Raw genomic sequence first — 25,694 nt, 5'->3', positions numbered from 1 at the left:
CCTCGTCAGGCGAGGAAGTCTCCCGCGATGTGCTCGGCCACCCGTTCCAGGATCGGGCCCGCCTCGGCGATGCATTTCGCCACGTCCGGTTCGGCGTCCGTCAGGGGGTAGGCGCGGCGGATGCCGGCGCGGCCGAGGGCCTCCGGGGGGAGGGCGAGACGGCCGCAGACGGCCACGACCTCCTTGTCGGCGGCGCGGGCGGCGGCGGCCACGCCTGCGGGGGCCTTGCCGTGGAGGGTCTGCTCGTCGAGGGAGCCCTCGCCGGTGATCACCAGGTCCGCCCACTCCAGGGCCGGCGCGAAGCCGAGCACCTCGAGCATGACCTCGATGCCGGGCCGGAAGCGGGCGCCGAGGAGCAGGGCGCCGTAGCCGATGCCGCCGGCCGCGCCGGCGCCCGGGGCTGCCGCGTACTCCGCCGCCTTCGCCCCGACCGCCTCCTCCAGCACCTTCGCGTAGTGCGCGAGGGCGGCGTCCAGGGTCTCCACGTCGTCCGGGGAGGCGCCCTTCTGCGGGCCGTAGACGGCGGGGGCGCCCTTCGGGCCGGTCAGCGGGTTGTCGACGTCGCTCGCGAGCACCAGCTCGACGGAGCCGAGGCGCGGGTCGAGTCCGGACAGGTCGGCGGACGCGAGCTCGCTCAGACCGCCGCCACCCGGAGCCACCGGCTCCCCGTCGGCGTTCAGGAACCGGGCACCCAGCGCCGAGAGCATCCCCGCGCCGCCGTCGGTGGTCGCGCTGCCGCCCACGCCGAACACGATGGTCCGCGCGCCCGCGTCCAGGGCGGCACTCAGCAGCTCTCCCGAGCCGTACGTGGACGCCGTGAGCGGTGCGAAGACGCCCGCGGGCAGCCGCTGCAGCCCGCTCGACTCCGCCATCTCCACGACCGCCGTGCCGCCGCGCAGCGCGAACGCCGCCGTCACCTCGTCCCCGAGCGGCCCGGCGACGCGCACCTCGCGCCGCTCGAAACCGGCCGCGACCGCGGCGTCCACGGTTCCGTCGCCGCCGTCGGCGACCGGCAGCGCCTCCACCTGGACCGTCGGCACGACCCGGCGCAGGCCCGCCGTCACGCGCTCGGCGACCTGCACGGCCGTCAGCGACCCCTTGAACTTGTCCGCGGCGATGAGCACCCTCTGGGCGCTCCTGCCTGCAGCGTCCGCCACCTTGTCTTCCCCTTGCTCTCCGGGCCCCGCGCACGTCGGGGCCAGTCGCGCCGCTGCGACCTTAACCGCAGGACGCCCCCGCCGTCATGCACCGCCCGGCCCGTGGGACGCGGCCCGAAGCCTCCTGAGTGCTCCCCTGCACCTGCTTGTGCTCCCTTTCCGCAGCGCGGGCAGGCGCGCCCGGAATTGGGTAAACCATCAGCTATGACCCCTGTGGGCACTGAGCCAGAGCTCGCCGACCGCATCCTCGGGGGCTGGCTCGGCCGGATCGCGGGCAACATGCTCGGCAAACCGGTCGAGCAGGGCGACCTGTGGACACGCGAGCGCATCGACCGCTACCTGCGGCAGGCCGCCGCCCTGCCCCTGACCGACTACCTCCCCGAACCCGCCGTCGAGAGCGACGGCTTCGAGCTGCGCCCCGAGTGGCGCCAGTGCGTCCGCGGCCGCATTCACGGCAGCTGCCGCGACGACGACGTCGACTACGCGATCCTCGGCCTGGACCTGCTGGAGACGTACGGCTTCGCCTTCAGCACCGAGCAGGTCGGCGAACTGTGGCTGCTGCGGCTGCCGTATCTGCAGACCTTCACGGCGGAGCGGGCGACGTACCGCAATCTCGCCAACGGGCTCAAGCCGCCGCTGACGGCCACGTACGACAACCCGTACCAGGAGTGGATCGGTGCCCTGATCCGCGCCGACATCTACGGCTGGACCTGCCCGGGCGTCCCGCGCCGTGCGGCCTCCCTGGCCCGCCGCGATGCCGTGCTGTCGCACACCGGCAACGGCGTGTACGGCGCGATGTGGGCGGCCGCGCTGGTCTCGGCGGCGTTCACGGCGCCCACCGTGCGGCACGCGGTGGACCAGGCGCTGGCCGTGATCCCCGGGAGCAGCCGGCTCGCGCGCACCGTCAGACGGGTCGTCTCCCTCCACGACACCCGGATGACCTGGGAGGACACCCTGACGACGGTGTCCGAGGAGACCGCCGGGCTGGGCTGGATCCACACCATCCCGAACGCGGCGGTCCTCACCGCGGGGCTTCTCTACGGCGACGGCGACTTCACCCGCACCATCACCCTCACTGTCCGCGGCGGCCTCGACACCGACTCCAACGGGGCGACGGCCGGTTCGGTGGCCGGTGTGCTGACCGGAGCGGACGCCATCCCGGCGCAGTGGACGGAGCCGCTGGAGGACACGGTCCGCAGCGCGGTGTTCGGCTTCGACGGGGTGCGGATCAGCGAGCTGGCGGAGCGGACGCGGCAGTTGACGGAGGCGGAGACCTAGCCGGGCACCGGCGGGGAGGAAAGCGAGCCGGGGAACTGGTCACCCTGCCTGGTTACCCTTCCTGGATGACCAGCTCTGAAGAATTCGCCGCGTACATCGCGGGCCTCCCCCGGATCCTCTCCGGCGCCGCCGCCCTCTTCCGCGACGCGGAGGGCCGGGTGCTGCTCGTCGAGCCCAACTACCGCGAGGGCTGGGCCCTTCCGGGCGGCACGATCGAGTCCGACGGCGGGGAGACCCCGCGCCAGGGCGCGCACCGCGAGACGCTGGAGGAGATCGGGCTCGACGTCGACCTGGGGCGGCTGCTCGCCGTGGACTGGGTGTACCGCCCGGGCTGGCCGCCGCTGGTGGCGTATCTCTACGACGGTGGCGTGCTCACCGGCGACGACCTCAAGGCGATCCGCCTGCAGGAGGAGGAGCTGCTGTCCTGGCGTCTGGTGGAGCGCGACCGGCTCGCCGACCATCTGCACGGCACCCTCGCCGGGCGCGTCATGGTGGCCCTTGACGTCCTGGCGGAGGGCTCGGGCACGGCGGAGCTGGAGAACGGCCGCCGGGTGGGCTGAGGTCTACCGGGGTGCCTCGTCCCGGCCGATGTGTCCGTGGTGGATCTCGCTGTGGTCGCGGTCGTTGCAGGCGTCGTCCACCGACTGGGCGGTCCACGGCGCGGCCACCGGCACGAGCGTCAGGGCCTCCTTGCAGAGGGCGTTGGGCGACAGCGTCCTGCCCCCGATGTTGATACGTCCGTGATCGCCTTCGTCGGCGTGGGCGGGCGTGGCGAGCGTGAGACCGACCATGGTGAGCGCAGCGAGGGCGCCGATCTTCTTCATGGCCTGGCCAACGACGCCGCGATGGCCAGGTCACGCCGACCGATACTCCGTGGCTCCGGGCGGGGTGGTGACCTTAGGCTCGCCCCATGAACAGGCCTCTCGTCGCCCTTCTCAGCGGCGCCGGTATCTCCACGGACTCCGGTATCCCCGACTACCGCGGCCCGAACGGCCTGTGGCGCAAGGATCCCGAGGCCGAGAAGCTCGTGACGTACGAGTACTACATGGCCGACCCGGACATCCGGCGGCGGTCGTGGCGGATGCGCCGCGAGAGCCAGGCGCTGCGGGCCGAGCCGAACGCCGCGCACCGTGCCGTGGCCGAGCTGGAGCGGTCCGGCGTGCCGGTGCGGGTCATCACGCAGAACGTGGACGGGCTGCACCAGCTCGCCGGTGTGCCCGGCCGCAAGGTGCTCGAACTGCACGGCAGCGCGCGGGAGGTCGTGTGCACCGGGTGCCGGGCGCGCGGGTCGATGGAGGAGGCGCTGGCCCGGCTCGACGCCGGGGAGGCCGACCCTGCCTGCCGGGAGTGCGGCGGCATCCTGAAGTCGGCCACCGTCATGTTCGGCGAGCAGCTCGACCCCGTGGTGCTCGGCGAGGCGGTCGCCGTCACCAAGGCCTGCCAGATCTTCATCGCCGTCGGCACCAGCCTCCAGGTCCACCCCGCCGCCGGCCTCGCGGGCCTCGCCACCGACCACGGCGCCCGCCTGATCATCGTCAACGCCGAGCCGACGCCGTACGACGAACTCGCGGACGAGGTCGTCCGCGAGCCCATCGGCACGGCCCTGCCGCGGCTGCTGCGGGGGCTGAGCGCCGGAGACGACGTTTAGGAGAGGGCCCTCCCGTCAGAAGAGAGCGCTCCCGCCCTCGAAGTCCAGCAGGCGCTGCTTGCGGTCCAGGCCGCCGCCGTAGCCGGTGAGGTTGCCGTCGGTGCCTACGACGCGGTGGCAGGGGACGATGATGCCGATCGGGTTCCTGCCGTTGGCGAGGCCCACGGCGCGGGAGGCGGAGGGTTTGCCGAGGGCGGCGGCGAGTTCGCCGTAGGAGCGGGTCTCGCCGTAGGGGATGCGGCGGAGCTGGTCCCAGACGGTGCGCTGGAAGGGGGTTCCGTTCAGGCGGAGTTCGAGGGTGAACTCCTTCAACTCGCCCTCGAAATAGGCCGTCAGCTGTTCCTCGGCCTCGGCGAAGGGGCGCTCGTCGGGTTCGCCGAAGGTCTCCTGCGGCGGACGGTGGCGCTGTTCGGTCATGTAGAGGCCGCTCAGGACGCCGTCGTCGGCGACGAGGGTGAGGGGGCCGTACGGGCTGTCGATCACGGTGTGCTGCTTCACCGGGCTCATGGTGAACGTCCTTATACCGGAAGGAAGTTGATCGGGTGGTTGTCGGTCGCCCACAGGTACTGGACCGCGTACGCGCGCCAGGGCCGCCAGGCCGCCGCGCGGGCGGTGAGGGCCGCCGGGGTGGACGGCAGGCCCAGCTCCTTGGCGGCGCGGCGGATGCCGAGGTCGGTGGGGAGGAAGGCGTCGGGGTCGCCGAGGGCGCGCATGGCGATGACGTCGACCGTCCAGGGGCCGAATCCGGGGAGGGCGAGCAGCCGGGCGCGGGTCTCGGGCCAGTCGCTCTCGGGTCCCAAGTGGATGGTTCCGTCGGCGAGTTGACCGACGAGTGTGGTGAAGGTGGTGCGCCGGGTGCGCGGCATCGCCAGGGACTCGGGGTCGACGGCGGCGAGCGCCTCGGGGGTCGGGAAGACATGGGTGAGACCACCCTCGGGGTCGTCCACCGGGTCTCCGTGGGCCGAGACCAGGCGGGCGGCGTGGGTGCGGGCCGCGGCGGTGGAGACCTGCTGGCCGAGCACGGCCCGTACCGCGAACTCGGCCTCGTCGACGGTGCGCGGGACGCGCCGCCCCGGTGCCTTGTCGACCAGCGGGGCGAGCAGCGGGTCCGTGCGGAGCTGGTCGTCGATGGCGACCGGGTCGGCGTCCAGGTCGAGCATGCGCCGGCAGCGGCTGATGGCCACGGTCAGGTCGCGCAGGTCGCCGAGGGTGAGGCGGCAGGCGATATGGTCGGGCTCGGGGGTCAGGCTCACGATGCCGTGGCCGTAGGGGAGGCGGAGCGTGCGGCGGTAGGCGCCGTCGCGCCACTCCTCCACGCCGGGCACGGCGGTGGCCGCGAGGTGGCCGAAGAGGTTGTCGGGGTTGAGCGGGGTGCGGAAGGGCAGCCGGAGCGTGAGCGCGCCCGGGGTGGCCGCCGGTGCGTTCTTCTTCGGCAGCCGGGCCCGTAGTTCGCTCGGCGACAGGGCGAAGACCTCGCGCACGGTGTCGTTGAAGGTGCGGATCGAGGAGAAGCCGGCGGCGAAGGCGATCTCCGCCATCGGGAGGGTCGTCGTCTCGATCAACAGGCGGGCCGTCTGGGCGCGTTGGGCGCGGGCCAGCGCGAGCGGTCCTGCGCCCAGCTCGGCCAGCAGCTGGCGCTCGACCTGGCGGGTGCTGTAGCCGAGCCGGGCGGCGAGTCCGGGCACGCCGTCGCGGTCCACGACGCCGTCCGCGATCAGCCGCATCGCCCGCGCCACGAGGTCGGCGCGCTGGTTCCACTCCGGGGAGCCCGGGCTGGTGTCGGGGCGGCAGCGCTTGCAGGCCCGGAACCCGGCCTGCTGGCAGGCGGCCGCGCTCGGGTAGAAGGTCATGTTCTCGGTCTTGGGCGGTACGACCGGGCAGCTGGGCCGGCAGTAGATGCGGGTGGTCAGGACGGCCGTGAAGAACCAGCCGTCGAAGCGCGCGTCCTTGGACCGGACGGCGCGCACACAGCGCTCTCGGTCGGTGTGCATCCCGTTCTGCATGCGTCCAGCATGGGCGAAGGGACGGGTGCGGGCTGGCGAGAATCCGACGTCGACGTCGTGTGCGCTGGACCGGCCCGGATCACGGCGCCCATGCGCCGGCGGTCGGCGCGGTCACGGCGTCCGTGCGGCCGTCAGGGCGTGGTCCCCTCCGAGGTGCGGCGGGCACGCGCGCGTCGCGCCTCCAGCGCGATCGGGATCAGGGAGACGAGGACGACGAGCGCGACCAGCGGCAGCAGATAGCGGTCGACGTTGGGCACCGAGGAGCCGAGCGCGTAGCCGGCCAGCGTCAGACCGACCGTCCACACCAGACCGCCCGCCACCTGCCACACGGTGAAGGTCCGCACCGGCACCTCCAGCACACCGGCCAGGGGGTTCAGCACGGTACGCACGACCGGGACGAAACGGGCCAGGACCACCGCCTTGGCGTGTCCGTAGCGCTCGAGGAGCTGCTCCGCACGCGCCGCGCCCTCGTGCAGCTTCTTCGATCTGCTGCGCGCCAGCAGGGGGCGGCCGCCGCGGCGCCCGATCCAGTACCCCGTCTGGGCGCCGAGCAGCGCACCGGCCACGGCGGCCACCAGCACCTGCCAGAGCGACAGATGCACCGACCTGCCGGAGTCCCCGGCGCACAGCAGGCCCGCGGTGAACAGCAGGGAGTCGCCGGGCAGGAAGAAGCCGACCAGCAGGCCGGTCTCGGCGAACAGCACGACGGCGACGCCGAGCGCGCCGAACGCGGACAGCAGGGATCCTGCGTCCAGGACGTTCACCGCCTGGGTGACGGCCAGGTGGGCAGCTGCCACGGAGACGACCCCTCTCGTGCCGGGAAGCGGGCGGGGCGGGCGGGGCCCGACCCGGATGCGAGCGTACTCGCCGTACTGGGGGCCGCCGGAGAACCGCTCCCTGTACGCGTCGTGCGTTTCGCAGGTCCGGCACAGGTCAAGAACGCGGCACCGGCGATGCCGCACCCTGTGCCCCGCGGTCGACCGCCGACCGGATCCCCGTGGCCACGCTCTGGGCGAAGCCGGTCGGCGACGGGTCGTTCGGCAGCTGCGCCGGCACCGTCGTGCCCTTTTTGCTGCCCGCCCGGTCCGCGAACAGCGCGACCGTCGGCGCGAGTCGGCTGTCGTATCCGGTCGCCCACACGGTGCGCCGCGTCTTCCCGCCTCCTGCCCCCGCGGTGAGGAAGACCCCCTTGGCGCCGGCGAGAATCGTCTCCTTTTCGTCCAGTACGCGCTGTACGTCCGCATGCGTGCGGTAGACGGTGCGGCCCGCCCGCGTGATGCGTGCGACGGTGTAGGGGGTGGCGTACCGGCCGTCGGCCAGCGCCGCATACGCCGACGCCAGGTTCAGCGGGGTCGGCGCCGCTGTCCTCAGCAGCCCGCGCAAGGGTCCGGTCGTGCGCAGCTTGCCGACGGGCTCGAGGGCCGTCCCCGCCTCCACCGCCCCGCTCACCGCGTCGTTGAACGGCCGGTGCGCGTAGTCCGAGCCCCCGTAGAGCACCCGCACCGCTCCGTCGCCGGGCACCATGCCCACGACGGCGGTGTGCACCCGGACACCCTTGGCCGCGGGAGGGTCGTCCTGGATCAGCTGTGCGGCCCTGTCCTGCGAGGTCAGGTCGAAGGTGGTGGTCACGCTGTAGCCGCCCCTCGCGAGCTGGTCCTCGGTGATGCCGAGCCGGTCGGCGGCCTCCTTCGCGGCGACATCGATCAGATACTGCCGCTGCCCGTCGGTCTCGCCCGGCGGATAGAACCGGAACGCCGGGAAACGCGCCGCGGCCCGCTGCTTCGCCGTGATGCTCCTGCTCGCGACCATCGCGTCGAGCACCCACTCCCAGCGGCGCAGCAGCTTCGCGGTCACCTTCGGGTCGGAGCCCGCCTTCTCGTAGTACGACGGGATGTTGATGATGGACGCCAGCGCCGCGCCCTGCGCGATCGTCAGGTCCTTCGCGTCCACTCCGAAGTAGTTGCGCGCCGCGGACTGGATCCCGGCGGCGCCCCGACCGAAGTACACGGTGTTCAGATAGCCCTGGAGGATCTCGTCCTTGCTGCGGGTGCGGTCCAGCTTGATCGCGACCAGTGCCTCGCGCGCCTTGCGGGACAGCGAGTGCTCCGGGCTCAGCAACGCGTTCTTCACGTACTGTTGGGTGATGGTGGAGCCGCCCTGGGGCGCGCCGCCGGTCGACGCCGCCAGCGCGGCCCGCGCAATGGCCTTCGGCGAGATCCCTCTGTCCGTACGGAAGGAGCGGTTCTCCGCGGCGATCACCGCGTCCTGGACGGGCCGCGGGACCGTGGCGAGGTCGACGTCCTGCCGGTCCACGGGTCCGCGCCGGCCCAGATAGGCGCCGCCCGAGTCGAGGAACACGGTGCTCTGGGTGACCGTCTCGGGATGCGGTTTCGGAATGGTCGTCAACCGGTACGCCACGACGACCGCCGCACACAGCGTCGCGATCAGCGTCAGGAAAGCGTAACCCAGCAGCCGCAGCCGCCGGCCCCTGGTGCGCCGGAACCGGATCCGCAGCGGCGGGCGTTCGCGGTGCCGGGGCCGCTTCATATGCGCCGCCCCTCGCGGGCCGAGCGCGCGGCGACCTTGCCGGAGGCGTCGTACACCGTGACGATCCGCTCGTCCGGTTCGGCGGACAGGACCGCCTTCGCGTCCTTCAAGGGCACCGGAGCGCTCGCGTACCAGATGCCCCACCCCGGATCACCCGCCAGGGTTAGGACTTTCGCCGTGGCCGCTCGGTCACCGGTGCGCACCGAGACGCGTCCCGGCTCACCGCTCAGGCCGTAGTAGAGGCCCGAAAGGAGGAAGCCGCCTTTCACGCTGTCGAAACGCAGCGTGACGCCCGGCTTGTCGTCGCCCGGCTTGTCGTCGCCCGGCTTGTCATCGATCGGCTTGTCATCGATCGGCTTGTCGTCGATCGGCTCGTCGCTGCTTGTGCGCCCGTCGAGCACGGAGGGTCCCGACCAGTGGCCGCCGTCGGCCGTCAGCCACACCCGCACCCCGGGCCCGGTGGTCACCCGCTCGCCGGGGGCTACGACCCGGACCGGACTGGTCGCCGCAAGGGCGCCGTCCGCGGCCGCCCCTTTCGCCGAACCGCCGCCCCGCACAAGGCCGTCGGCGAGAAAGACGACCGGTGTGAGCAGGACCGCGCAGACGGCCCCGGTCACGGCGACCCGTCGCCGCCGTCGGATGCGCCCGCGTGCCCGGACGTCGGCCAACGGCACCTCGGACGGCGTCAACTCCCCCACGGCGCGGGCGTATTCCTCCCGCAGTCGTCCGAGGTCGCCGCCGGCCGCTTGCAGGCCCCGCCGGGCGTGGGACCGCACCGCGCCCACCGAGCACCCCAGCAACTGCGCGATCTCGGCGTCCGCGCGGCCTTCCCAGACACGCAGTACCAGCACGGCCCGGCGGCGCGCCGACCGGCGCCCACGCGGCCGGCGCAGATGGCCGCGCACGAGACAGCGCCGTACATGGAAGTCCACGTCGTCACACGGCACACGTCGCCACCGCGCGCACATCCGTACCAGCGTTCTGTGCGCCAGCTCGTGTGCCGCACCGGGCTCGTCGGTGAGCGTGAGCAGCCGTGCGGTCGCTGTCAGACCGGACCAGTGCGTCCGGGCGTATGTGGCGAAGTCGTGGCCGGCGGGGGTCGGTGGCACGTGGGGGGTCCTTCGGCTCGGAAACGCGGGCCGTACAGGCAGGTTGAGCAGCCGAGGAGCCGACACCGTCCAAGAAGGGGAGCCTCAAGCCCCGGTTCGCCGTCTTCCTGTACAAGACCTGTACGCACGACGGAGGTGGCCGGGTTGCACGAAGAGGCCACGGATTCAGGCAGGGGCATGACCGAGGACGAGTTCGACGCCTTCTACGCCGCCGCGTTCCCCCGGCTGACCGGACAGCTCTACGCCTTCACGGGAGACCACGGCGAGGCCCAGGACGTCGTACAGGAGGCGTTCGTCCGTGCCTGGGACCGGCGGGAGAGGTTCCTGGCGGACAGTGCTCCCGAGGCGTGGATCCGCACGGTGGCCATGCGGCTGGCGGTGAGCCGCTGGCGGCGCGCCAAGCGCTGGCTGGAACTGGTGCGGCGTACTCCACCGCCCGAGACCGACCCGGGGCCGGGACCCGAGTACACGGCGCTCGTGGCCGCCCTGCGCGACCTGCCCGAGGCGCAGCGGATGGCGATCGTCCTGCACCATTTGTGCGACCTGAGCGTGGAGCAGGTAGCCTCCGAGACCGGCGCTCCCGTGGGCACGGTCAAGGCGAGACTGTCCAGGGGGCGTACGGAGCTGGCGAAGCGGCTTGGCGGGGACGAGGCCGACGGGCCGGTCCGGAAGGAGAGCGGCCGTGTCCGATGAACTCTCGACCGCCCTGCGCGAGTTGGCCGCCGCACGGGCGACCCGGCCGGTCCTCGACGGTCCCGGGATCAGGGCCCGGGCGATGCGCCGCAGACGCCGCCGCCGCGCCGCGTACGCTCTCGGCGGCGGGGGGACCGCGGCTCTCGTCCTGCTGGGCCTCGCTGTGCACCTGCACCCGTCCGGGACAACGGACCAGCGGCCCGGCATCCGGCCCCCGGCCGTGACGGCCCCCGTCTCCGCCGTGCCGTCGCCGAGCGCCGCGACGCCTGTGGTCGGTGCGCTCGACCTGTCCCGGCACGCCCTGACGTGCGGCCGCCGAGTGCTGCCGGTCCTCGCGCAGTCGGGCCGTCCGCTCGCCGCCACAGGCCCGATGAGGGTGGTGGCGAAGCAGAACCCGCGGGACCTGACCTTCGTACTCCCCTCGAAGAGCCCGGTCTCGGTGCGCGTCCCGTATGTGGTCGAGCTGCGCGACCGGCAGGACCAGCCGCACTACATCGGCGTCTTCACCCCGAAACTCAAGGCCCTGAGCGACTACGCGGCCAAGAGCGAGTGGATCGGACTCGGCGCCGAGGACGCCGCCTGGTTCTACGCCCGGGCCCACATCGGCGACACGCTGGCCGTCACGGACGCCCGCTGAGCACCGGCCGCGTCAGCCGACGCGCGCCGCGAACGCCTCGTACGCCCGTTCGTCGAAGAGCACGAAGCGGACCTCCTCGACCGCGGTGTCCGCGGCGCGGACGGTCTCCACCGCGATGCGGGCGCCGTCGTCGATCGGCCAGCCGTAGATGCCGGTGGAGACCGCGGGGAAGGCGACCGTACGGGCGCCGAGCTCGTCGGCGACGCGCAGGGACTCGCGGTAGCAGGAGGCCAGCAGCTGGGAGCGGTCCTCGCTCGCCGACCAGACCGGGCCCACGGTGTGGATCACCCAGCGCGCGTCGAGGTCGCCCGCGGTGGTGGCGACCGCCTGGCCCGTGGGCAGTCCCTTGCCGTACTGGGAGGCGCGGAGTTTGCGGCAGTCGTCGAGGATGGCCGGGCCGCCGCGGCGGTGGATCGCGCCGTCCACGCCTCCGCCGCCGAGCAGGGAGGAGTTCGCCGCGTTGACGATCGCGTCGACGCTCTCGCGCGTGATGTCGCCGCGGACGAGCGTGATGGTGGTCATGTCTGCCTCAGCCTTCTCCAGACGGCCTTCGCCGCGTTGTGCCCGGACATGCCGTGTACCCCGGGTCCGGGCGGAGTGGCCGACGAGCAGAGGAAGACCGCCGGGTGCGGTGTGCTGTACGGGCTGAGCGTGAGCTTGGGGCGCAGCAGGACCTGGAGTCCGGAGACCGCGCCGGAGGCGATGTCGCCGCCGATGTAGTTGTGGTTGCGGGCGGCGATCTCGGGCGGGCCCGCGGTCGCGCGGGCGAGGACACGGTCGCGGAACCCCGGTGCGAAGCGCTCCAGTTGGCGCTCCATGGCGTCCGTGAGGTCTCCCGTCCAGCCGCTCGGCACATGGCCGTACGCCCAGAAGACGTGCTTGCCCTCGGGTGCGCGGCCGGGATCGACGACGCCGGGCTGGACCGTGATCATGAACGGCCGCTCGGGTGCCCGGCCCGCCCGGGAGGCCTCGTGCAGCGCGGTGCCGATCTCCGCGCTGTCCGCGCCGATCTGCACGGTCCCGGCGCCGCGCGCCTCCTCGGAGGTCCACGGCACCGGGCCGTCCAGGGCGTAGTCGACCTTGAAGATGCCCGGGCCGTAGCGGTAGCCCTCGTAGTAGTTGCCGAGACCGGCGATGCGGGCCAGGGCGGTGGGCGAGGTGTCGAAGACGTAGGCGCGGGCGGGTGGCAGGTCGTCGAGGCGCTTGACCTCGTAGTCCGTGTGGACCAGGCCGCCCAGGTCCTTGAGGTACGCGGTGAGCGCGTCCGCGATGGACTGGGAGCCGCCGCGGGCCACGGGCCAGCCGCGGGCGTGCGCGGCGAGGGCGAAGACCAGGCCGATGGCGCCGGTGGCGAGGCCGGTCAGGGGCGCCATCACATGCGCGACGAGGCCGGCGAACAGGGTCTTGGCGGGCTCGTCGCGGAAGCGGCGGGTCAGCCAGGTCGACGGGGGCAGTCCGACCAGGCCGAACCGGGCGAGGGTCACCGGGTCGCGCGGGAGCGCCGTGCCCGGCAGGGACATGAAGTCCCGGGCCAGGGTGTCCCACTTGGGCAGGAACGGCTCGACCAGCCTGCGGTACGCACCGGCGTCCCGCGGTCCGAACGAGGCCGCCGTCTCGGCGACCGAACGGGACAGCACGGCGGCGGTGCCGTCGGTGAACGGGTGCGCCATGGGCAGCCGGGGGTGCAGCCACTCCAGGCCGTACCGCTCGAGCGGCAGGGCGCGGAACGCCGGGGAGTTGATGCCGAGGGGGTGGGCCGCGGAACACGGGTCGTGCCGGAAGCCGGGGAGGGTGAGCTCCTCGGTGCGGGCTCCCCCGCCGACGGTGTCACGGGCCTCGAACACGGCCACGGAGAAGCCCCGGCGGGCCAGCTCGACGGCGGCCGTCAGTCCGTTCGGCCCCGCTCCCACCACGACTGCATCGAGCATCGACGGCACCTTCGGACCCCTTCGTCAGCCGATGGCCACTGAGGATCAGGATATGCCGGGGGACCGACGGTCCAGGGCGGCGGGTGGTTCACTCCTCAACGGTTGTCCGGATACTCCTGACCCGTTGCCCGGATCACGCCACGTCCGGCAGCCCGGGCCGCCCCTGCCGGCGGTTCACGCCCCGTCCGGCAGCAGGGCGCCGCGCACCCGCCGGGCCGTCGCCTCGTCGCGAGCGGCCGTGAACGGAAGGGCGTTGCCGCCCGTGATGCGGAACGGCTCCCCGGTCAGGGTCAGATGCGCGCCGCCCGCCTCCTCGACCAGCAGGATGCCCGCGGCGTGGTCCCAGCTCGCCTCCCAGCTGAAGGCGACCGCGTCCAACCGGCCGCGGGCGACGGCCAGATACTCCATGCCGGCGGAGCCGCAGGGACGCGGTGCGACGCCTTCGGTGCGCAGTCCGAGCAGGGCGCGCTTCTCCTCGTCGGTCGTGTAGTCCGGGTGGGAGGTGGCCACTTCGAGGTCACGGCCGGGCGCGGGCGGGCCGGCGAACAGCCGCTCGCCGTCGAGGAAGGCGCCCTGGCCCCTTACCGCGGTGGCGAGTTGGTCCTCGGCCGGGACATACGTCCACGAGGCGAGCAGGACACCGCGGTGGGCGAGCGCGATCAGGGTGCAGAATCCGGGGTCGCCGTGCACGAACTGGCGTGTTCCGTCGACCGGGTCGACGATCCAGACCGGGGCGTCCTCGCATATCGCCCCGTATGTCGCCGGGTCGGCGTGCACCGCCTCCTCGCCGACGACGACGGAACCGGGCAGCAGGGCCCCGAGGACCTCGGTGAGATACCGCTCGGTGAGCCGGTCGGCGTCGGTGACCAGGTCGTGCGGTCCGCTCTTCTGGTCGACCTCGTGGTCGGCCAGGCGGCGGAAGCGGGGCATGATCTCGGCCGCGGCGGCCTTGCGGACCGCCTCCTCCACGTCGGCCGAGCGGTGGGCGAGAAACTCGTCGATGGTTTCCTTGTTCTCGATCATGCCTCCATGAGAGCACGCACCACTGACAATCCCCGCCGGGCCGGTGGACGCCGGGTGGAATCGGCGTGAACTCGCGGTGCGCGGTCAGCGGCCGACCGCGTACCCCTGCATGCCCCGCGGGTTGGCGGCCGCCGACAGGATGCCGGTCTCCGGGTCCCGGGCGACCGCGCACAGCCGCCCCTCCGACCAGGGGTCGCCGACCGTCACGTCGTGTCCCCGGCGCCGCAGATCCTCGACGACCCCGGCGTCCATGCGGGACTCGACCGTCACGCTCCCGGGCCGCATGCCGCGCGGGTAGAAGGAGCCGGGGAAGCTGTCGTTGTGCCAGTTCGGGGCGTCGATCGCACCCTGGAGGTCGAGGCCCCCGCGGACCTGTGCGCGCAGGGCGACGGCGAGGAAGAAGTGCAGCTGCCACTGGTCCTGCTGGTCGCCGCCGGGTGTGCCGAACGCCATCACCGGGACGCCGTCGCGCAGGGCGAGCGAGGGGGTGAGGGTGGTGCGGGGCCGGCGGCCGGGCGTCAGCGAGTTCGGCAGGCCCTCCTCCAGCCAGGCCATCTGCAGCCGGGTGCCGAGCGGGAAGCCCAGTTCGGGCACGACGGGGTTGGACTGCAGCCAGCCGCCGCTGGGGGTGGCGGCGACCATGTTGCCCCAGCGGTCGACGACGTCGAGGTGGCAGGTGTCGCCGCGGGTGGTGCCGTCCGCGGCGACCGGCGGCTCGCCCGGCACCGGGGAGACCGTCGGCTTGGCCACGGTCGGCTCGCCCACGCCCATTGGGCTGAACCCGGGCTCGTCTCCGACGACCGTGTGCGCGTGCGCGCTGAGCCGCGGGGTGCGCCCGCCGGGGGCGCCGGGGCGCAGGTCGTGCGAGGCCTTGGCGCCGACGAGATGGCGGCGGGCGGCGTTGTAGTGCGGGGACAGCAGGTCGCTCAGCGGGACCGCGGCCGCGTCGCCGTACCAGGCCTCCCGGTCGGCCATGGCGAGCTTGCAGCCCTCGATCAGCAGGTGGACGTAGTCGGCGGAACCGTAGGCGGGCAGTTCGGGCGGGAGCAGGGCGAGCTGCTGGAGGAGGGCGGGGCCCTGGCTCCAGGGTCCGGCCTTGCACACCGTCCAGCCGTTCCAGTCGTACGTCGCCGGGGCCTCGTAGGTCGCGGACCAGCCGGCCAGGTCGGCGGCGGTGAGCGTGCCGCTGTGGCGTTCGCCGCTGGTGTCCATGGTGGGCCGCTGCGCCTGCCGGACGAGGGCCTCGGCGATGAATCCGGAGCGCCACACCTCGCGCGCGGCCTCGATCTGCGCGATGCGGTCCCCGGCCCCGGCGACCTCGGCGAGCAGCCGCTTCCAGGTGGCGGCGAGGGCCGGGTTGCACAGGAGCTCACCGGGCCTCGGGGCCTTCCCGCCGGGCAGATAGACGTCCGCGGAGGAGGTCCACTCGGTCTCGAAGAGCTGCCGTACTGTCTCGACGGTCGCGCCGACGTTCTCCACGGGCGCGTGCCCGTGTTCGGCGTATCCGACGGCGTACTTGAGGATGTCGGCGAGGGGTTTGGTGCCGTGGTCGCGCAGCAGGAGCATCCAGGCGTCGAAGGCGCCGGGGACGGCCGCGGCGAGCGGGCCGGTGCCGGGGACTAGCTCCAGGCCGAGGGAGCGGTAGTGGGCGACCGTGGCACCGGCCGGTGCCACGCCCTGGCCGCACAGCACCCGTACCTCGCCGTCCGCCGGGGCGAGCAGGATGGGCACCTCGCCGGCCGGGCCGTTGAGGTGCGGCTCGACGACGTGCAGTACGAACGCTCCCGCCACGGCGGCGTCGTATGCGTTGCCGCCGTCCTCCAGCACGGCCATCGCGGACTGCGAGGCCAGCCAGTGGGTGGAGGACACCATGCCGAAGGTGCCCTGGAGGGTGGGGCGGGTGGTGAACGGCATCTCTCACCTCACTGTCTACGCGCCTTCGCGGGCCGATCGGCGCTCGGGTCCACGGGGGAGGCTACCCAGCCGCGCGCACACCAAGATTCCGCCTTTTCGCGAGCCCGCACGCCGGTGATCAGGCGTGGCGCGGTGACACCAGGCCCGATTCGTAGGCGAAGACGACGAGTTGCGCCCTGTCGCGTGCGCCCAGCTTGGTCATCGCCCGGCTGATGTGGGTCTTGGCCGTGTAGGGGCTGACGACCATGTGGGCGGCGATCTCCTCGTTGCTCAGGCCCCGGGCGGCCAGGGCCGTCACCTCGCGTTCGCGGCGGGTGAGGCCGTCGAGTGCGGGAGCCGTCGCCCGGTCCGGCGGCCGGGAGACGAACTCGCCGATCAGGGTGCGGGTGACCGACGGGGAGAGCAGGGCCTCGCCGCGGGCCACCACCTCGATGGCCTGGAGCAGGTCGGACGGTTCGGTGTCCTTGAGGAGGAAGCCGCTCGCGCCGGCCCGCAGGGCCTCGAAGACGTACTCGTCCAGGCCGTAGTTGGTGAGGATGACGACGCGCACGGCGTCGAGCATGGGGTCCGCGGCGATGCGGCGGGTGGCCTCGATGCCGGTCATCACCGGCATCTGCACATCGATCAGCGCGATGTCCGGCGCCCGCTCCCGCACCAGCGCCAGCCCCTGCTCCCCGTCGGCCGCCTCCCCGACCACCTCGATCCCGTCCTCGGCCTCCAGCAAGGCCCTGAACCCGGCCCGCATCAGAGCCTGGTCGTCGACAAGGGCAACTCTGATCATCCCGGCTCCCCCAACGGCAGACACGCCCGGACCTCGAAGCCGCCCTCTGGACGCGGCGCGGCGAACGCCCGAAGTTCAATGAGCGCCACCCTGATCACCCCGCCTCCCCCAACGGCAGACACGCCCGTATCTCGAAGCCGCCCTCCGGGCGCGGGGCGGCGTGCAAAGTGCCGGCGAGGGCTGTGACGCGTTCGCGCATGCCGGTCAGGCCCACGCCGGGCTTGGGGGGACGGGCCGGGTCGGCTGTGCCGTCGTCGGTGACGGATATCGTCAACTCGTCCGTGTCGTAGGCGAGTTGGACGACCACTTTGGCCGGGCCCGCGTGCCGGGCCGCGTTCGTCAGCGCCTCCTGGACGATGCGGTAGACGGCCCGGTCGAGCGTCGCCGGCAGGGGCCTGACCTCGCCGGTCACCGTGAGGTCGGCGGCGAGGCCGGCCGCGCGGGCCCGCTCCACGAGCAGCGCGGGCGTCCCGGTCGGTTCGTCGCTGCGCAGCACCTCCAGCGTGGAGCGCAGTTCGCGCATCGCCTCGCTGCTCGCGTCCTGGATGGCGAGCAGCGCGGGCGGCACCTCCTCCCCGCGCTTGCGGGCCAGATGGACCGCGACCCCGGCCTGGAGCTTGACGATGGAGATGCTGTGGGTGAGCGAGTCGTGCAACTCCCGTGCGATGCGCAGCCGTTCCTCCCCCGCGCGGCGCAGCGCCGCCTCCTCCCGGGTGCGCTCCGCCTCCAGCGCCCGCTGTTCGGTCTGGCGCAGATACGCCTGCCAGTTGCGGTCCGCCATGCCGGTGATCACCGCGCACAGGAACCAGCCCGCCAGCAGTGAGGTTCGCTCTACGACGTCGTGGGTCGTCGGCCCGGTCGGGATGTACGCGGCCAGGAACACCATGGTCGCGCCCGCCGCATACCCCCGGTGCCCCGCGCGCGCCGCCACGAGCACGGCGACGAAGACGGGCAGGGAGGCGGCCGGTCCCGGGTGGGCGTGCAGGACGTACGCGCTGCCGGCCACCGTCGACACCGCCAGCACCGCCTGCGGGGAGGCGCGATGGAAGGCCAGGGCGGCCGAACTCACCGCGATCAGGCCGTAGTCGACCGCTGTGGTGTCCGAGTCGAACGCTGCCGCGATCAGCACGACGGCGCCGACGGCGACCGCGAAGAGCACGTCGGCGAGGCGGCTGCGTGAGATCCGGTACCCGCTCATGCACGCACAGTAGACGGACGCGCCGACAACGGCGTCAGCCCTGTGGACGGCTCTGCCGCTACTCCCGCCGTAGTAGAAGCGGCTGCGTGCGGCCCCGCGGTCGCAGTGCGCACTGCCTCCGCCCGTACGACGATTTCACCCGCCCCCGGGGCGCACGCTGCTGTCCATGTCCACAACCTTCCGCTTCACCGAACCCCTGCCTCCGAAGGCGGCCACCGGCCGTGTCGCCGAGGTGTACGAACAGCTCGCCCGGGACTTCGGCATCGACAAGGCGCCCACCTTCGTGGTGCTGTCCTCCGCGCCCGAGATCCTCGCCCCCACCTGGGCGTTGATGCGCGAGTCGCTGATCGCCGGCGCGGGCAGCCGCACCGGCAAGGAACTGGCGGCCTACGGCGTCTCGCACGCCAACAAGTGCCCGTTCTGCGTGGACGCGCACACCGTCCTGCTGCACGCCACGGGCGACCACGCCCTGGCCGAGCGGCTGGCCCGGGGCGAGCGCCCGGAGAACGAGGAGCACGCGCGTGTGCTGAGCTGGGGACAGCACACGCGCGTGCCGGGCGCCGGCCTGATGCCGTACCCGTTCCCGCCGGAGCACGCCCCCGCCTACATCGGCACCGCGCTGTCCTTCCACTTCATCAACCGCATCGTCTCGTCACTGCTGACCGAGCAGCTGATGCCGGGCAATGTCCAGCGGTGGCGCCCGGTGCGCAGCCTCGCGGGCCGCTCGATGGCGGGCACCGTGCGCCGTACGGCGGTGCCCGGCGCTGCCCTGGCCCTGCTCGACGAGCAGGCCGCGGGACCCGCCTGGGCGGCCGGCACCACCGTCGGACCGGCCTACGCGGCGCTCCGTGCGGCGACGGCGGCGGGCGCGGACCTGCTCGACGAGGACGAGCAGGCCGTCGTACGGGAGACCCTGTGGGACTGGGACGGTTCGCATCCGCCGCTGTCCTGGCCCGCGCTCCCGGACCGGCGTGAACAGCCCGGCGCGCGGCTGGCCGTGCTGGCGGCCCTCGCGCCGTACCGCATCACGCAGGAGGACGTGACCGCCTGGCGCCGTCCGGAACACACCGACCGCTGTCTGGTCCGTCTCGTCGCCTTCGGCGCCTTCGCCGCCGTGGACCGCATCGAGAGCTCCTTCACCCTGCACGCCGCCCGGGAGAGGTCATGACCACTTTCGTCAACACCCGCCAGGCACAGGCCTGGAACGGATCCGTGGGCCTGCACTGGGCCACCCACCAGCAGCGCTACGACGCCCTGCTGACCGACGTCAACGACGCGCTGTTCGCCGCGGCCGCCGTCAGGCCCGCCGACCGCGTCCTGGACGTCGGCTGCGGCGCGGGCACCACGACCCGGATCGCGGCCCGGCTGGCGGCGCGCGGCCATGCGGTCGGCGTCGACATCTCGGCGCCGCTGCTGCGCCGGGCGCAGGAGCTGACCGCAGCCGAGAAGATCCACAACGCCACGTACACGGAGGCGGACGCGCAGGTCCATGCGTTCCCGTCGTGCGGCTACGACGTGATCGTCAGCCGGGGTGGCGTGATGTTCTTCGCGGACCACGCCGCCGCCTTCCGGAACTTGCGGCGGGCGCTGATGCCGGGCGGCCGGCTGGCGTTCGTGTGTCCTCAGCCGGCCGGCCCGGGCACCGAGGAGGGGCAGGCGCTCCGGCTGTTCGGCGAGCTCCTGGGCGGGCCGGACCCGGACACCGCGGCGGCGCTCGCGGCGATGGCGTCGCTCTCCGACCCGGACCGCATCAGGGCCGTGCTGGAGGGCTGGGAGAACGTCGAGATCTCCCCGGTCTCCCTCGACGCGGTGTGGGGCCGCGACGCGGCGGACGCGGTCGACTTCATCCTGTCCCGCTCCCCCGGCCGCCCGGTGCCCGCCGGGACGCGCACGATGCTGGAGGACTCCCTGCGCCCGTACGAGTCGAGGCTCGGCGTGCGGCTGCGCGGCGCCGTCTGGCTCGTCACCGCGAACCGGCCGGTGCGCGACAAACCCGACGGTGACTGAGCGGTCACCACGCGGCCACGGAGCGAGTTGACACTTCCGTCTCACAGAGACTCATGTGAAACTGGCGCCCCGTCCGCAGTGCGGACCACGTCCGCACACCGTCCCCCACCGAAAAGTGTGCCGTGCGCGATTTCCCTCTGCCGCTCGCCCTGACCGCGCGTCTGTCCCCGGTCGTCGTGCTGGCGGCGGCCGGCTGGGCACTGTCGTCCGGCCCCTCCACGACACCGGCCGCCGAGCACAAGGAGGCGGCGAAGACCGGCACCCAGTCGGCCACCGCCCCGGCCACGACGGCACAGTCCAAGTCGTACTCCTCCGCGCCCTCGCCCTGCGGGAGCGTGACCACGGCGACGATCAAGTCGCTGGTGCCCGGCGCCAAGACGGCGGGCAAGGAGATCAAGTCGACCGACGAGAAGCTGCGCCGCACCTGCTCCTGGAACGCGCTCCACGGCTACGACTACCGCTGGCTCGACGTCTCGTACGAGGTCATGAACTCGGACGAGACGGGACAGAAGACGTACAAGGAGCGGATCGCGGACAAGAGCGGCGGAGGGGCGGTTCCCGGACTCGGGGACGAGGGCTACTCCGTGGTGAACCTGACCACCGAGGACAAGCAGCAGACGCGCGAGGGAGTGGTCATCTCCCGGGTGGGCAACGTGCTGGTGGCCATCACCTACAACGGCAGCGACTTCGAGAACAAGAAGGCGCCCAGCACGGACGAGATCAACAAGGGCGCCATCAAGGCCGCCAAGGAGGCGGTCGCCGCGCTGCGGGGCGGCAAGGCCGGCTGAGCCGCGCCCACCGCCCCGCAGGCACGCGTCAGGCGGTGCGCTCCGCGTCCCGGCCGCGCAGCAGCATCAGGGCCAGGTAGAGCACCATCGAGGTGCCGAGGCCGACCGCCCAGCCGTAGTCGGCCAGCGACCTCAGCGCCGGAATGGGCCGTCCGTCGACCAGCGGCTTGAAGCTCGCGCCGCCGATCGCCAGTACGCCGCCCACCACGAAGGCCAGCACGGCCCGCCAGTTCCAGCCGCCCGCGTACCAGTAGCGGCCGCCCGCGCGGTACAGGTCGACCAGGTCGAGCCGGGACCGGCGCAGGATCCAGTAGTCGGCGATGAGGATGCCGGCGACCGTGCCGAGCAGCCCGCCGACCAGCCCGAGCCAGGTGAAGATGTAGCCCTGCGGGTCGGAGTACAGCTTCCACGGGAAGATCAGCACGGCGAGCACCGCGGTGATCAGTGCGCCGGCCCGGAAACTGACCTTGCGGGGCGCGACGTTGGAGAAGTCGAAGGACGGCGAGACCAGGTTGGCGGCGATGTTCACCGACAGCGTCGCGACGAGCACGGTCACCAGCGCGTACAGCAGGCCGAAGACGTTGTCGGTCTGCGAGGCGAGCTGCACCGGGTCCCAGATCGTCTTGCCGTAGACGGCCTGCGAGCCGGAGGTGACCAGCACGGAGAGGAACGCGAAGAGCGTCATCGTGGTGGGCAGGCCCAGCGCCTGTCCCCAGGACTGCGCCCTCTGGCTCTTGCCGTAGCGGGTGAAGTCCGGGATGTTCAGCGACAGCGTGGACCAGAAGCCGATCATGCCCATGAGCGAGGGCCAGAACAGCTTCCAGAAGTCGCCGCCCCAGCCGAGCTTGGAGGGCTGGTCGAGCAGCGGACCGAAGCCGCCGGCCTTGTCGCTCATCCACCACAGCATCACGAGCGCGCCTACGATGACGAAGGGCGCCGCCCAGTTCTCGAAGCGGCGGATCGTCTCCATGCCCCGGTAGATGATGGCGACCTGGATCACCCAGAAGATCACGAACGACAGCCACATGGTCCAGGCGTAGCCGCCGATCTTCCCGGCGTCGGACCAGCCGTTGCCGATCAGCTTGCCGGCCAGGAAGTAGATCGCCTCGCCGCCGATCCAGGTCTGGATGCCGAACCAGCCGCAGGCCACCAACGCCCGGACGACCGCTGGGAGGTTGGCGCCCCGGATGCCGAAGGAGGCGCGGGCGAAGACCGGGAAGGGGATGCCGTACTTCGGGCCCGCGTGTCCGGTGAGCAGCATCGGGATCAGCACGATCACATTGGCCAGGGCGATGGTGAACACCGCCTGCTTCCAGTCCATGCCGACGGCGATCAGACCGGAGGCCAGGGTCCAGGAGGCCGTGTTGTGGGCCATGCCCACCCACAGGGCGGAGAAGTTGTACGTGGTCCAGGTGCGCCGTTCGACGGGAACCGGCAGCAGGTCCTCGTTGGCGTACGGACCGGTGGGCATGGGGGCGCCGGGCGCGATCTCCACGCGCCCGTCGTCCAGGGTGACTTGAGCGGTCGGTGGTATGGCCGATGGAGCGGTGTCAGTCATGGGCAGGCCAATCGATCAAGGTGAGGTCCGGAAAGGCCGTGCGGGTCGGCGGGGTCGGGGAGGGGCGGGGCTCAGGCGTTGACCGCCGGGATGACCTTGTTCCCGTAGGCGTCGATCACGGTCTCCTGGGCGTCGTGCATGTCGTAGACGGCGAACTGGTCGACGCCCAGCTCGCGCAGGGCGTTCAGCTTCTCGATGTGTGCCTCGACCGGGCCGATGAGGCAGAACCGGTCGACGATCTCGTCGGGGACGAACCGGGTGTCGGGGTTGCCGCTGCGGCCGTGGTGGGAGTAGTCGTACCCCTCGCGTGCCTTGATGTAGTCGGTGAGTTCCTCGGGGACCTGTGCGGAGTGCTCGCCGTACTTGGAGACCAGGTCGGCGACGTGGTTGCCGACCATGCCGCCGAACCAGCGGCACTGCTCGCGGGCGTGCGCGAGCGCCTCCGGCGAGTCGTCCGCGGTGACATAGGCGGGGGCCGCGACGCAGATCGTGACGTCGTCGGGGTTCCGGCCGGCCGCGCGGGCGGCGTCCTTGACCGCCTTGACCATGTACTGCGTCAGATACAGGTCCGCCAGCTGGAGGATGAACCCGTCGGCCTCCTCGCCGGTCATCTTCAGCGCCTTCGGGCCGTACGCGGCCATCCAGACGGGCAGTCGGGCGCCCGGCTTGACCCAGGGGAACCTGACGACCGTGCCGCCGAGGTCCGCCTCCTCACCGCGGGCGAGGGAACGGATGACCTTCATGGCGTCGCTGATCCGGGCCAGGGTGTTGGGCTTGCGGCCCGCGACGCGCATCGCGGAGTCGCCGCGGCCGATGCCGCAGACGGTGCGGTTGCCGAACATGTCGTTGAGGGTGGCGAAGGTGGAGGCGGTGACCTCCCAGGTGCGGGTGCCGGGGTTGGTGACCATCGGTCCCACGGTCAACTTCTCGGTGTTTGCGAGGATCTGACTGTAGATCACGAACGGCTCCTGCCACAGCACGGCGGAGTCGAAGGTCCAGCCGTGGGTGAAGCCGTTGCGCTCGGCGCGCTTCATGAGGCTGACGACCCTGGAGGCGGGCGGGTCGGTCTGCAGGACGAGTCCGAAGTCCATGGCGCCACTCCTAGTTGAGGTACTGACAGGTGGAGCGCGGGGTGTAGACACCGTGACCGGCGTGTCCGGTGTACTCCCGCTGGTTGATGACGACCTCCCCGCGCGAGAGGACCGTCTCGACCCGGCCGGTCGTGCGGCGGCCCTCGTACGCCGAGTAGTCGACGTTCATGTGGTGGGTCTCGGCGGACATGACCTGCTCGGCCTGCGGGTCGTAGATGACCACGTCGGCGTCGGCGCCCGGCGCGATGGTGCCCTTCTTCGGGTACATGCCGAACATCCGGGCCGGGGTGGCGCAGGCGATCTCGATCCAGCGGCGGCGGCTGATGTGTCCGTCGACGACGGCCTGGTGGAGCAGGTCCATGCGGTTCTCGACGCCCGGCATGCCGTTGGGGATCTTGGAGAAGTCGCCCCGGCCGAGCTCCTTCTGTCCGACGAAGCAGAAGGGGCAGTGGTCGGTGGAGACGACCTGGAGGTCGTTGGTGCGCAGCCCCCGCCACAGTGCGGCCTGGTGCTCCTTGGGCCGCAGCGGCGTGCTGCACACGTACTTGGCGCCCTCGAAGTCCGGCTCGGCGAGGTTGTCGGTGGACAGGAACAGGTACTGCGGGCAGGTCTCGCCGAAGACGGGCAGCCCCTCGTCGCGCGCCCGGGCGAGCTCCGCGACCGCCTCGATCGCGGAGACGTGCACGACGTAGAGCGGGGCGCCCGCGACCTGCGCGAGCCTGATGGCGCGGTGCGTGGCCTCGGCCTCCAGGAGGGCCTTGCGCACCTCGCCGTGATAGCGGGGGTCGGTCTCGCCGCGGGCGAGGGCCTGCTCCACCAGCACGTCGATCGCGATGCCGTTCTCGGCGTGCATCATGATCAGGCCGCCGTTCTCGGCGGAGCGCTGCATGGCGCGCAGGATCTGGCCGTCGTCGGAGTAGAAGACGCCCGGGTAGGCCATGAACTGCTTGAAGGAGGTCACCCCCTCCTCCACCAGCAGGTCCATCTCCTTGAGCGTCTCCTGGTTCACATCGGAGACGATCATGTGGAAGCCGTAGTCGATCGCGCAGTTGCCCTCCGCCTTGGCGTGCCAGGCGTCCAGGCCCTCGCGCAGGGACTGCCCGACGGTCTGGATGGCGAAGTCGACGATCGTCGTCGTGCCGCCCCAGGCGGCGGCCCGGGTGCCGGTCTCGAAGGTGTCGGCCGCGTAGGTGCCGCCGAACGGCATCTCCATGTGGGTGTGGGGGTCGACGCCGCCCGGGATGACGTACTTCCCGGTGGCGTCGATGACGCTCTCGGCGGTGAACGCCTCGGCCGCGGGGGTGCCGGAGGCGGCGAGGGCGGCGACGCGGCCGTCCTCGATCAGCACGTCGGCATGGATCTCGTCGGACGCGGTGATGACGAGACCACCGCGGATGACGGTACGGCTGCTCATGGTCCCTCTCCTGCCAGGGTGAACGGTTCGGTCGGCGTGAACGGTTCGGTCGTCGTGAACGGTCCGGTCAGGGTGCGGTCAGCGGGTGGTACGCGTCGGGACGGCGGTCGCGGAAGAACTGCCAGCGGTCGCGCACCTCGCGCAGCTTGGCCAGGTCCAGGTCGCGGACGACGAGTTCGCTCTCCTTCTCGGAGGCCACCTCGCCGACGAACTGGGCCTCCGGGTCCACGAAGTACGAGGTCCCGTAGAAGTCGTTGTCGCCGAGCTCCTCCACACCGACGCGGTTGATCGCGCCGACGAAGTACTCGTTGGCGACGGCCGCCGCCGGCTGCTCCAGCTGCCACAGATAGCGGGAGAGTCCGCGCGAGGTGGCCGACGGGTTGAAGACGACCTCCGCACCGCCCAGGCCCAACGCCCGCCAGCCCTCCGGGAAGTGGCGGTCGTAGCAGATGTAGACGCCGATGCGGCCGACGGCCGTGTCGAAGACCGGCCAGCCGGAGTTGCCGGGACGGAAGTAGAACTTCTCCCAGAATCCCTGCACTTGGGGAATGTGGTGCTTGCGGTACTTGCCGAGGTACGAGCCGTCCGCGTCGAGCACCGCGGCCGTGTTGTACAGGACGCCCGGCTGCTCCTCCTCGTACATCGGCAGGATCAGGACGAGGCCGAGCTCCTTCGCCAGCGCCTGGAAGCGCTTGACGATCGGGCCGTCCGGGATCCGCTCGGCGTACTCGTAGAACGCCTTGTCCTGGACCTGGCAGAAGTACGGTCCGTAGAACAGCTCCTGGAAGCACAGCACCTGGGCACCCTGTGCGGCCGCGTCGCGGGCCGCCTGCTCGTGCACCTGGATCATCGATTCCTTGTCGCCCGTCCACGCGGTCTGGAAGAGGGCGGCGCGGATCACTCGGCTCATCGGGACCTCC

General features: G+C 72.3%; 25 protein-coding genes. 8 read left to right on the top strand and 17 right to left on the bottom strand.

From position 1 onward, the window contains the following. Nucleotides 1–5: 5 nt before the first annotated feature. Nucleotides 6–1,124 (bottom strand): glycerate kinase, encoded by a 1,119-nt coding sequence (locus MQN93_RS02460; protein ID WP_016431755.1) that lies wholly within the window; start codon nt 1,122–1,124, stop codon nt 6–8. Between the two features lie 237 nt (nt 1,125–1,361). Here MQN93_RS02460 and MQN93_RS02455 point away from each other — a divergent pair, with 237 nt between their 5' ends. Together MQN93_RS02455 and MQN93_RS02450 are read left to right on the top strand one after the other, a co-directional pair. Then, the gene (locus MQN93_RS02455) at nt 1,362–2,435 is read left to right on the top strand and encodes an ADP-ribosylglycohydrolase family protein (protein WP_242708088.1); all 1,074 of its coding nucleotides are present in this window, start codon (nt 1,362–1,364) and stop codon (nt 2,433–2,435) included. A gap of 65 nt (nt 2,436–2,500) precedes the next feature. Continuing rightward, complete coding sequence (locus MQN93_RS02450; RefSeq protein WP_016431757.1) at nt 2,501–2,995, top strand: NUDIX domain-containing protein; 495 nt, start codon at nt 2,501–2,503, stop codon at nt 2,993–2,995. Nucleotides 2,996–2,998: 3 nt separating this feature from the next. On the opposite strand, the gene MQN93_RS02445 is transcribed toward MQN93_RS02450, so the two are convergent. Next, entirely contained in the window at nt 2,999–3,259 is a 261-nt protein-coding gene (locus MQN93_RS02445) for a hypothetical protein (protein ID WP_016431758.1), read from the bottom strand. Nucleotides 3,260–3,345: 86 nt separating this feature from the next. Here MQN93_RS02445 and MQN93_RS02440 point away from each other — a divergent pair, with 86 nt between their 5' ends. Beyond that, entirely contained in the window at nt 3,346–4,083 is a 738-nt protein-coding gene (locus MQN93_RS02440; RefSeq protein ID WP_242708087.1) for an SIR2 family NAD-dependent protein deacylase, read from the top strand. A gap of 15 nt (nt 4,084–4,098) precedes the next feature. Here the strand turns inward: MQN93_RS02440 and MQN93_RS02435 are convergent, their stop codons facing one another. The 5 genes from MQN93_RS02435 to MQN93_RS02415 all read right to left on the bottom strand — a co-directional run bounded on the left by MQN93_RS02435 (nt 4,099) and on the right by MQN93_RS02415 (nt 9,742). Continuing rightward, nucleotides 4,099–4,581: a methylated-DNA--[protein]-cysteine S-methyltransferase gene (locus tag MQN93_RS02435; RefSeq protein ID WP_308404249.1), complete on the bottom strand. Its 483-nt coding sequence runs from the start codon at nt 4,579–4,581 to the stop codon at nt 4,099–4,101. Between the two features lie 20 nt (nt 4,582–4,601). Further along, complete coding sequence (locus MQN93_RS02430; RefSeq protein ID WP_016431761.1) at nt 4,602–6,074, bottom strand: DNA-3-methyladenine glycosylase 2 family protein; 1,473 nt, start codon at nt 6,072–6,074, stop codon at nt 4,602–4,604. Nucleotides 6,075–6,217: 143 nt separating this feature from the next. Next, nucleotides 6,218–6,883 (bottom strand): DedA family protein, encoded by a 666-nt coding sequence (locus MQN93_RS02425; RefSeq protein WP_242708085.1) that lies wholly within the window; start codon nt 6,881–6,883, stop codon nt 6,218–6,220. Nucleotides 6,884–7,019: 136 nt separating this feature from the next. After that, the gene (locus tag MQN93_RS02420; RefSeq protein ID WP_242708084.1) at nt 7,020–8,633 is read right to left on the bottom strand and encodes a transglycosylase domain-containing protein; all 1,614 of its coding nucleotides are present in this window, start codon (nt 8,631–8,633) and stop codon (nt 7,020–7,022) included. Next, nucleotides 8,630–9,742, bottom strand: coding sequence for a sigma factor-like helix-turn-helix DNA-binding protein (locus MQN93_RS02415; RefSeq protein WP_242708083.1), 1,113 nt, complete (start codon nt 9,740–9,742; stop codon nt 8,630–8,632). Before MQN93_RS02415 ends, MQN93_RS02420 begins: the two co-directional genes overlap by 4 nt. 177 nt (nt 9,743–9,919) lie before the next feature. Here MQN93_RS02415 and MQN93_RS02410 point away from each other — a divergent pair, with 177 nt between their 5' ends. Further along, the gene (locus MQN93_RS02410) at nt 9,920–10,435 is read left to right on the top strand and encodes a SigE family RNA polymerase sigma factor (RefSeq protein ID WP_037780172.1); all 516 of its coding nucleotides are present in this window, start codon (nt 9,920–9,922) and stop codon (nt 10,433–10,435) included. Next, a complete protein-coding gene (locus tag MQN93_RS02405) occupies nt 10,425–11,072 on the top strand; it encodes a hypothetical protein (protein WP_242708082.1) in 648 nt (215 codons plus the stop codon). Before MQN93_RS02410 ends, MQN93_RS02405 begins: the two co-directional genes overlap by 11 nt. Before the next feature lie 12 nt (nt 11,073–11,084). Here MQN93_RS02405 and MQN93_RS02400 read toward each other — a convergent pair whose 3' ends face one another. The 6 genes from MQN93_RS02400 to MQN93_RS02375 form a co-directional block, all read right to left on the bottom strand. After that, nucleotides 11,085–11,594, bottom strand: coding sequence for an O-acetyl-ADP-ribose deacetylase (locus MQN93_RS02400; RefSeq protein ID WP_242708081.1), 510 nt, complete (start codon nt 11,592–11,594; stop codon nt 11,085–11,087). Next, nucleotides 11,591–13,000: a phytoene desaturase family protein gene (locus MQN93_RS02395; protein ID WP_242708080.1), complete on the bottom strand. Its 1,410-nt coding sequence runs from the start codon at nt 12,998–13,000 to the stop codon at nt 11,591–11,593. The genes MQN93_RS02400 and MQN93_RS02395 overlap by 4 nt, the downstream gene beginning before the upstream one ends. A gap of 174 nt (nt 13,001–13,174) precedes the next feature. Beyond that, complete coding sequence (locus tag MQN93_RS02390) at nt 13,175–14,023, bottom strand: inositol monophosphatase family protein (protein ID WP_242708079.1); 849 nt, start codon at nt 14,021–14,023, stop codon at nt 13,175–13,177. A gap of 84 nt (nt 14,024–14,107) precedes the next feature. Continuing rightward, on the bottom strand, nt 14,108–15,937 hold the full coding sequence (locus tag MQN93_RS02385; protein ID WP_242708078.1) for a gamma-glutamyltransferase family protein: 1,830 nt from the start codon (nt 15,935–15,937) through the stop codon (nt 14,108–14,110). A gap of 118 nt (nt 15,938–16,055) precedes the next feature. Beyond that, complete coding sequence (locus MQN93_RS02380) at nt 16,056–16,718, bottom strand: response regulator (protein ID WP_016431771.1); 663 nt, start codon at nt 16,716–16,718, stop codon at nt 16,056–16,058. Nucleotides 16,719–16,812: 94 nt separating this feature from the next. Next, nucleotides 16,813–17,916 carry a sensor histidine kinase gene (locus tag MQN93_RS02375; protein WP_242708077.1) on the bottom strand — a complete coding sequence of 368 codons (1,104 nt, stop codon included), beginning with the start codon at nt 17,914–17,916 and terminating at the stop codon, nt 16,813–16,815. 166 nt (nt 17,917–18,082) lie between these two features. Here MQN93_RS02375 and MQN93_RS02370 point away from each other — a divergent pair, with 166 nt between their 5' ends. From MQN93_RS02370 to MQN93_RS02360, 3 genes are all read left to right on the top strand, one after another. Continuing rightward, nucleotides 18,083–19,084 (top strand): carboxymuconolactone decarboxylase family protein, encoded by a 1,002-nt coding sequence (locus tag MQN93_RS02370; protein ID WP_242708076.1) that lies wholly within the window; start codon nt 18,083–18,085, stop codon nt 19,082–19,084. Then, on the top strand, nt 19,081–19,923 hold the full coding sequence (locus tag MQN93_RS02365; protein ID WP_242708075.1) for a class I SAM-dependent methyltransferase: 843 nt from the start codon (nt 19,081–19,083) through the stop codon (nt 19,921–19,923). Before MQN93_RS02370 ends, MQN93_RS02365 begins: the two co-directional genes overlap by 4 nt. Before the next feature lie 122 nt (nt 19,924–20,045). Further along, nucleotides 20,046–20,711 carry a hypothetical protein gene (locus MQN93_RS02360; RefSeq protein WP_242708074.1) on the top strand — a complete coding sequence of 222 codons (666 nt, stop codon included), beginning with the start codon at nt 20,046–20,048 and terminating at the stop codon, nt 20,709–20,711. A 28-nt stretch (nt 20,712–20,739) separates the two neighbouring features. On the opposite strand, the gene MQN93_RS02355 is transcribed toward MQN93_RS02360, so the two are convergent. From MQN93_RS02355 to MQN93_RS02340, 4 genes are all read right to left on the bottom strand, one after another. Beyond that, on the bottom strand, nt 20,740–22,269 hold the full coding sequence (locus MQN93_RS02355; protein WP_037780175.1) for an NCS1 family nucleobase:cation symporter-1: 1,530 nt from the start codon (nt 22,267–22,269) through the stop codon (nt 20,740–20,742). A gap of 71 nt (nt 22,270–22,340) precedes the next feature. Then, complete coding sequence (locus MQN93_RS02350; protein WP_016431777.1) at nt 22,341–23,360, bottom strand: TIGR03842 family LLM class F420-dependent oxidoreductase; 1,020 nt, start codon at nt 23,358–23,360, stop codon at nt 22,341–22,343. Between the two features lie 10 nt (nt 23,361–23,370). Continuing rightward, on the bottom strand, nt 23,371–24,774 hold the full coding sequence (gene hydA / locus MQN93_RS02345) for a dihydropyrimidinase (protein WP_242708073.1): 1,404 nt from the start codon (nt 24,772–24,774) through the stop codon (nt 23,371–23,373). A 67-nt stretch (nt 24,775–24,841) separates the two neighbouring features. Further along, the gene (locus MQN93_RS02340; protein ID WP_016431779.1) at nt 24,842–25,684 is read right to left on the bottom strand and encodes a nitrilase-related carbon-nitrogen hydrolase; all 843 of its coding nucleotides are present in this window, start codon (nt 25,682–25,684) and stop codon (nt 24,842–24,844) included. Between the last annotated feature and the right edge of the window lie 10 nt (nt 25,685–25,694).

The sequence above is a fragment of the Streptomyces spinosisporus genome (assembly GCF_022698145.1).
In the GTDB taxonomy this organism is placed as follows: Bacteria; Actinomycetota; Actinomycetes; order Streptomycetales; family Streptomycetaceae; genus Streptomyces; species Streptomyces spinosisporus.
Note: the sequence above shows the minus strand (reverse complement) of the source record. Positions and strands in the feature narration are given on the sequence as shown.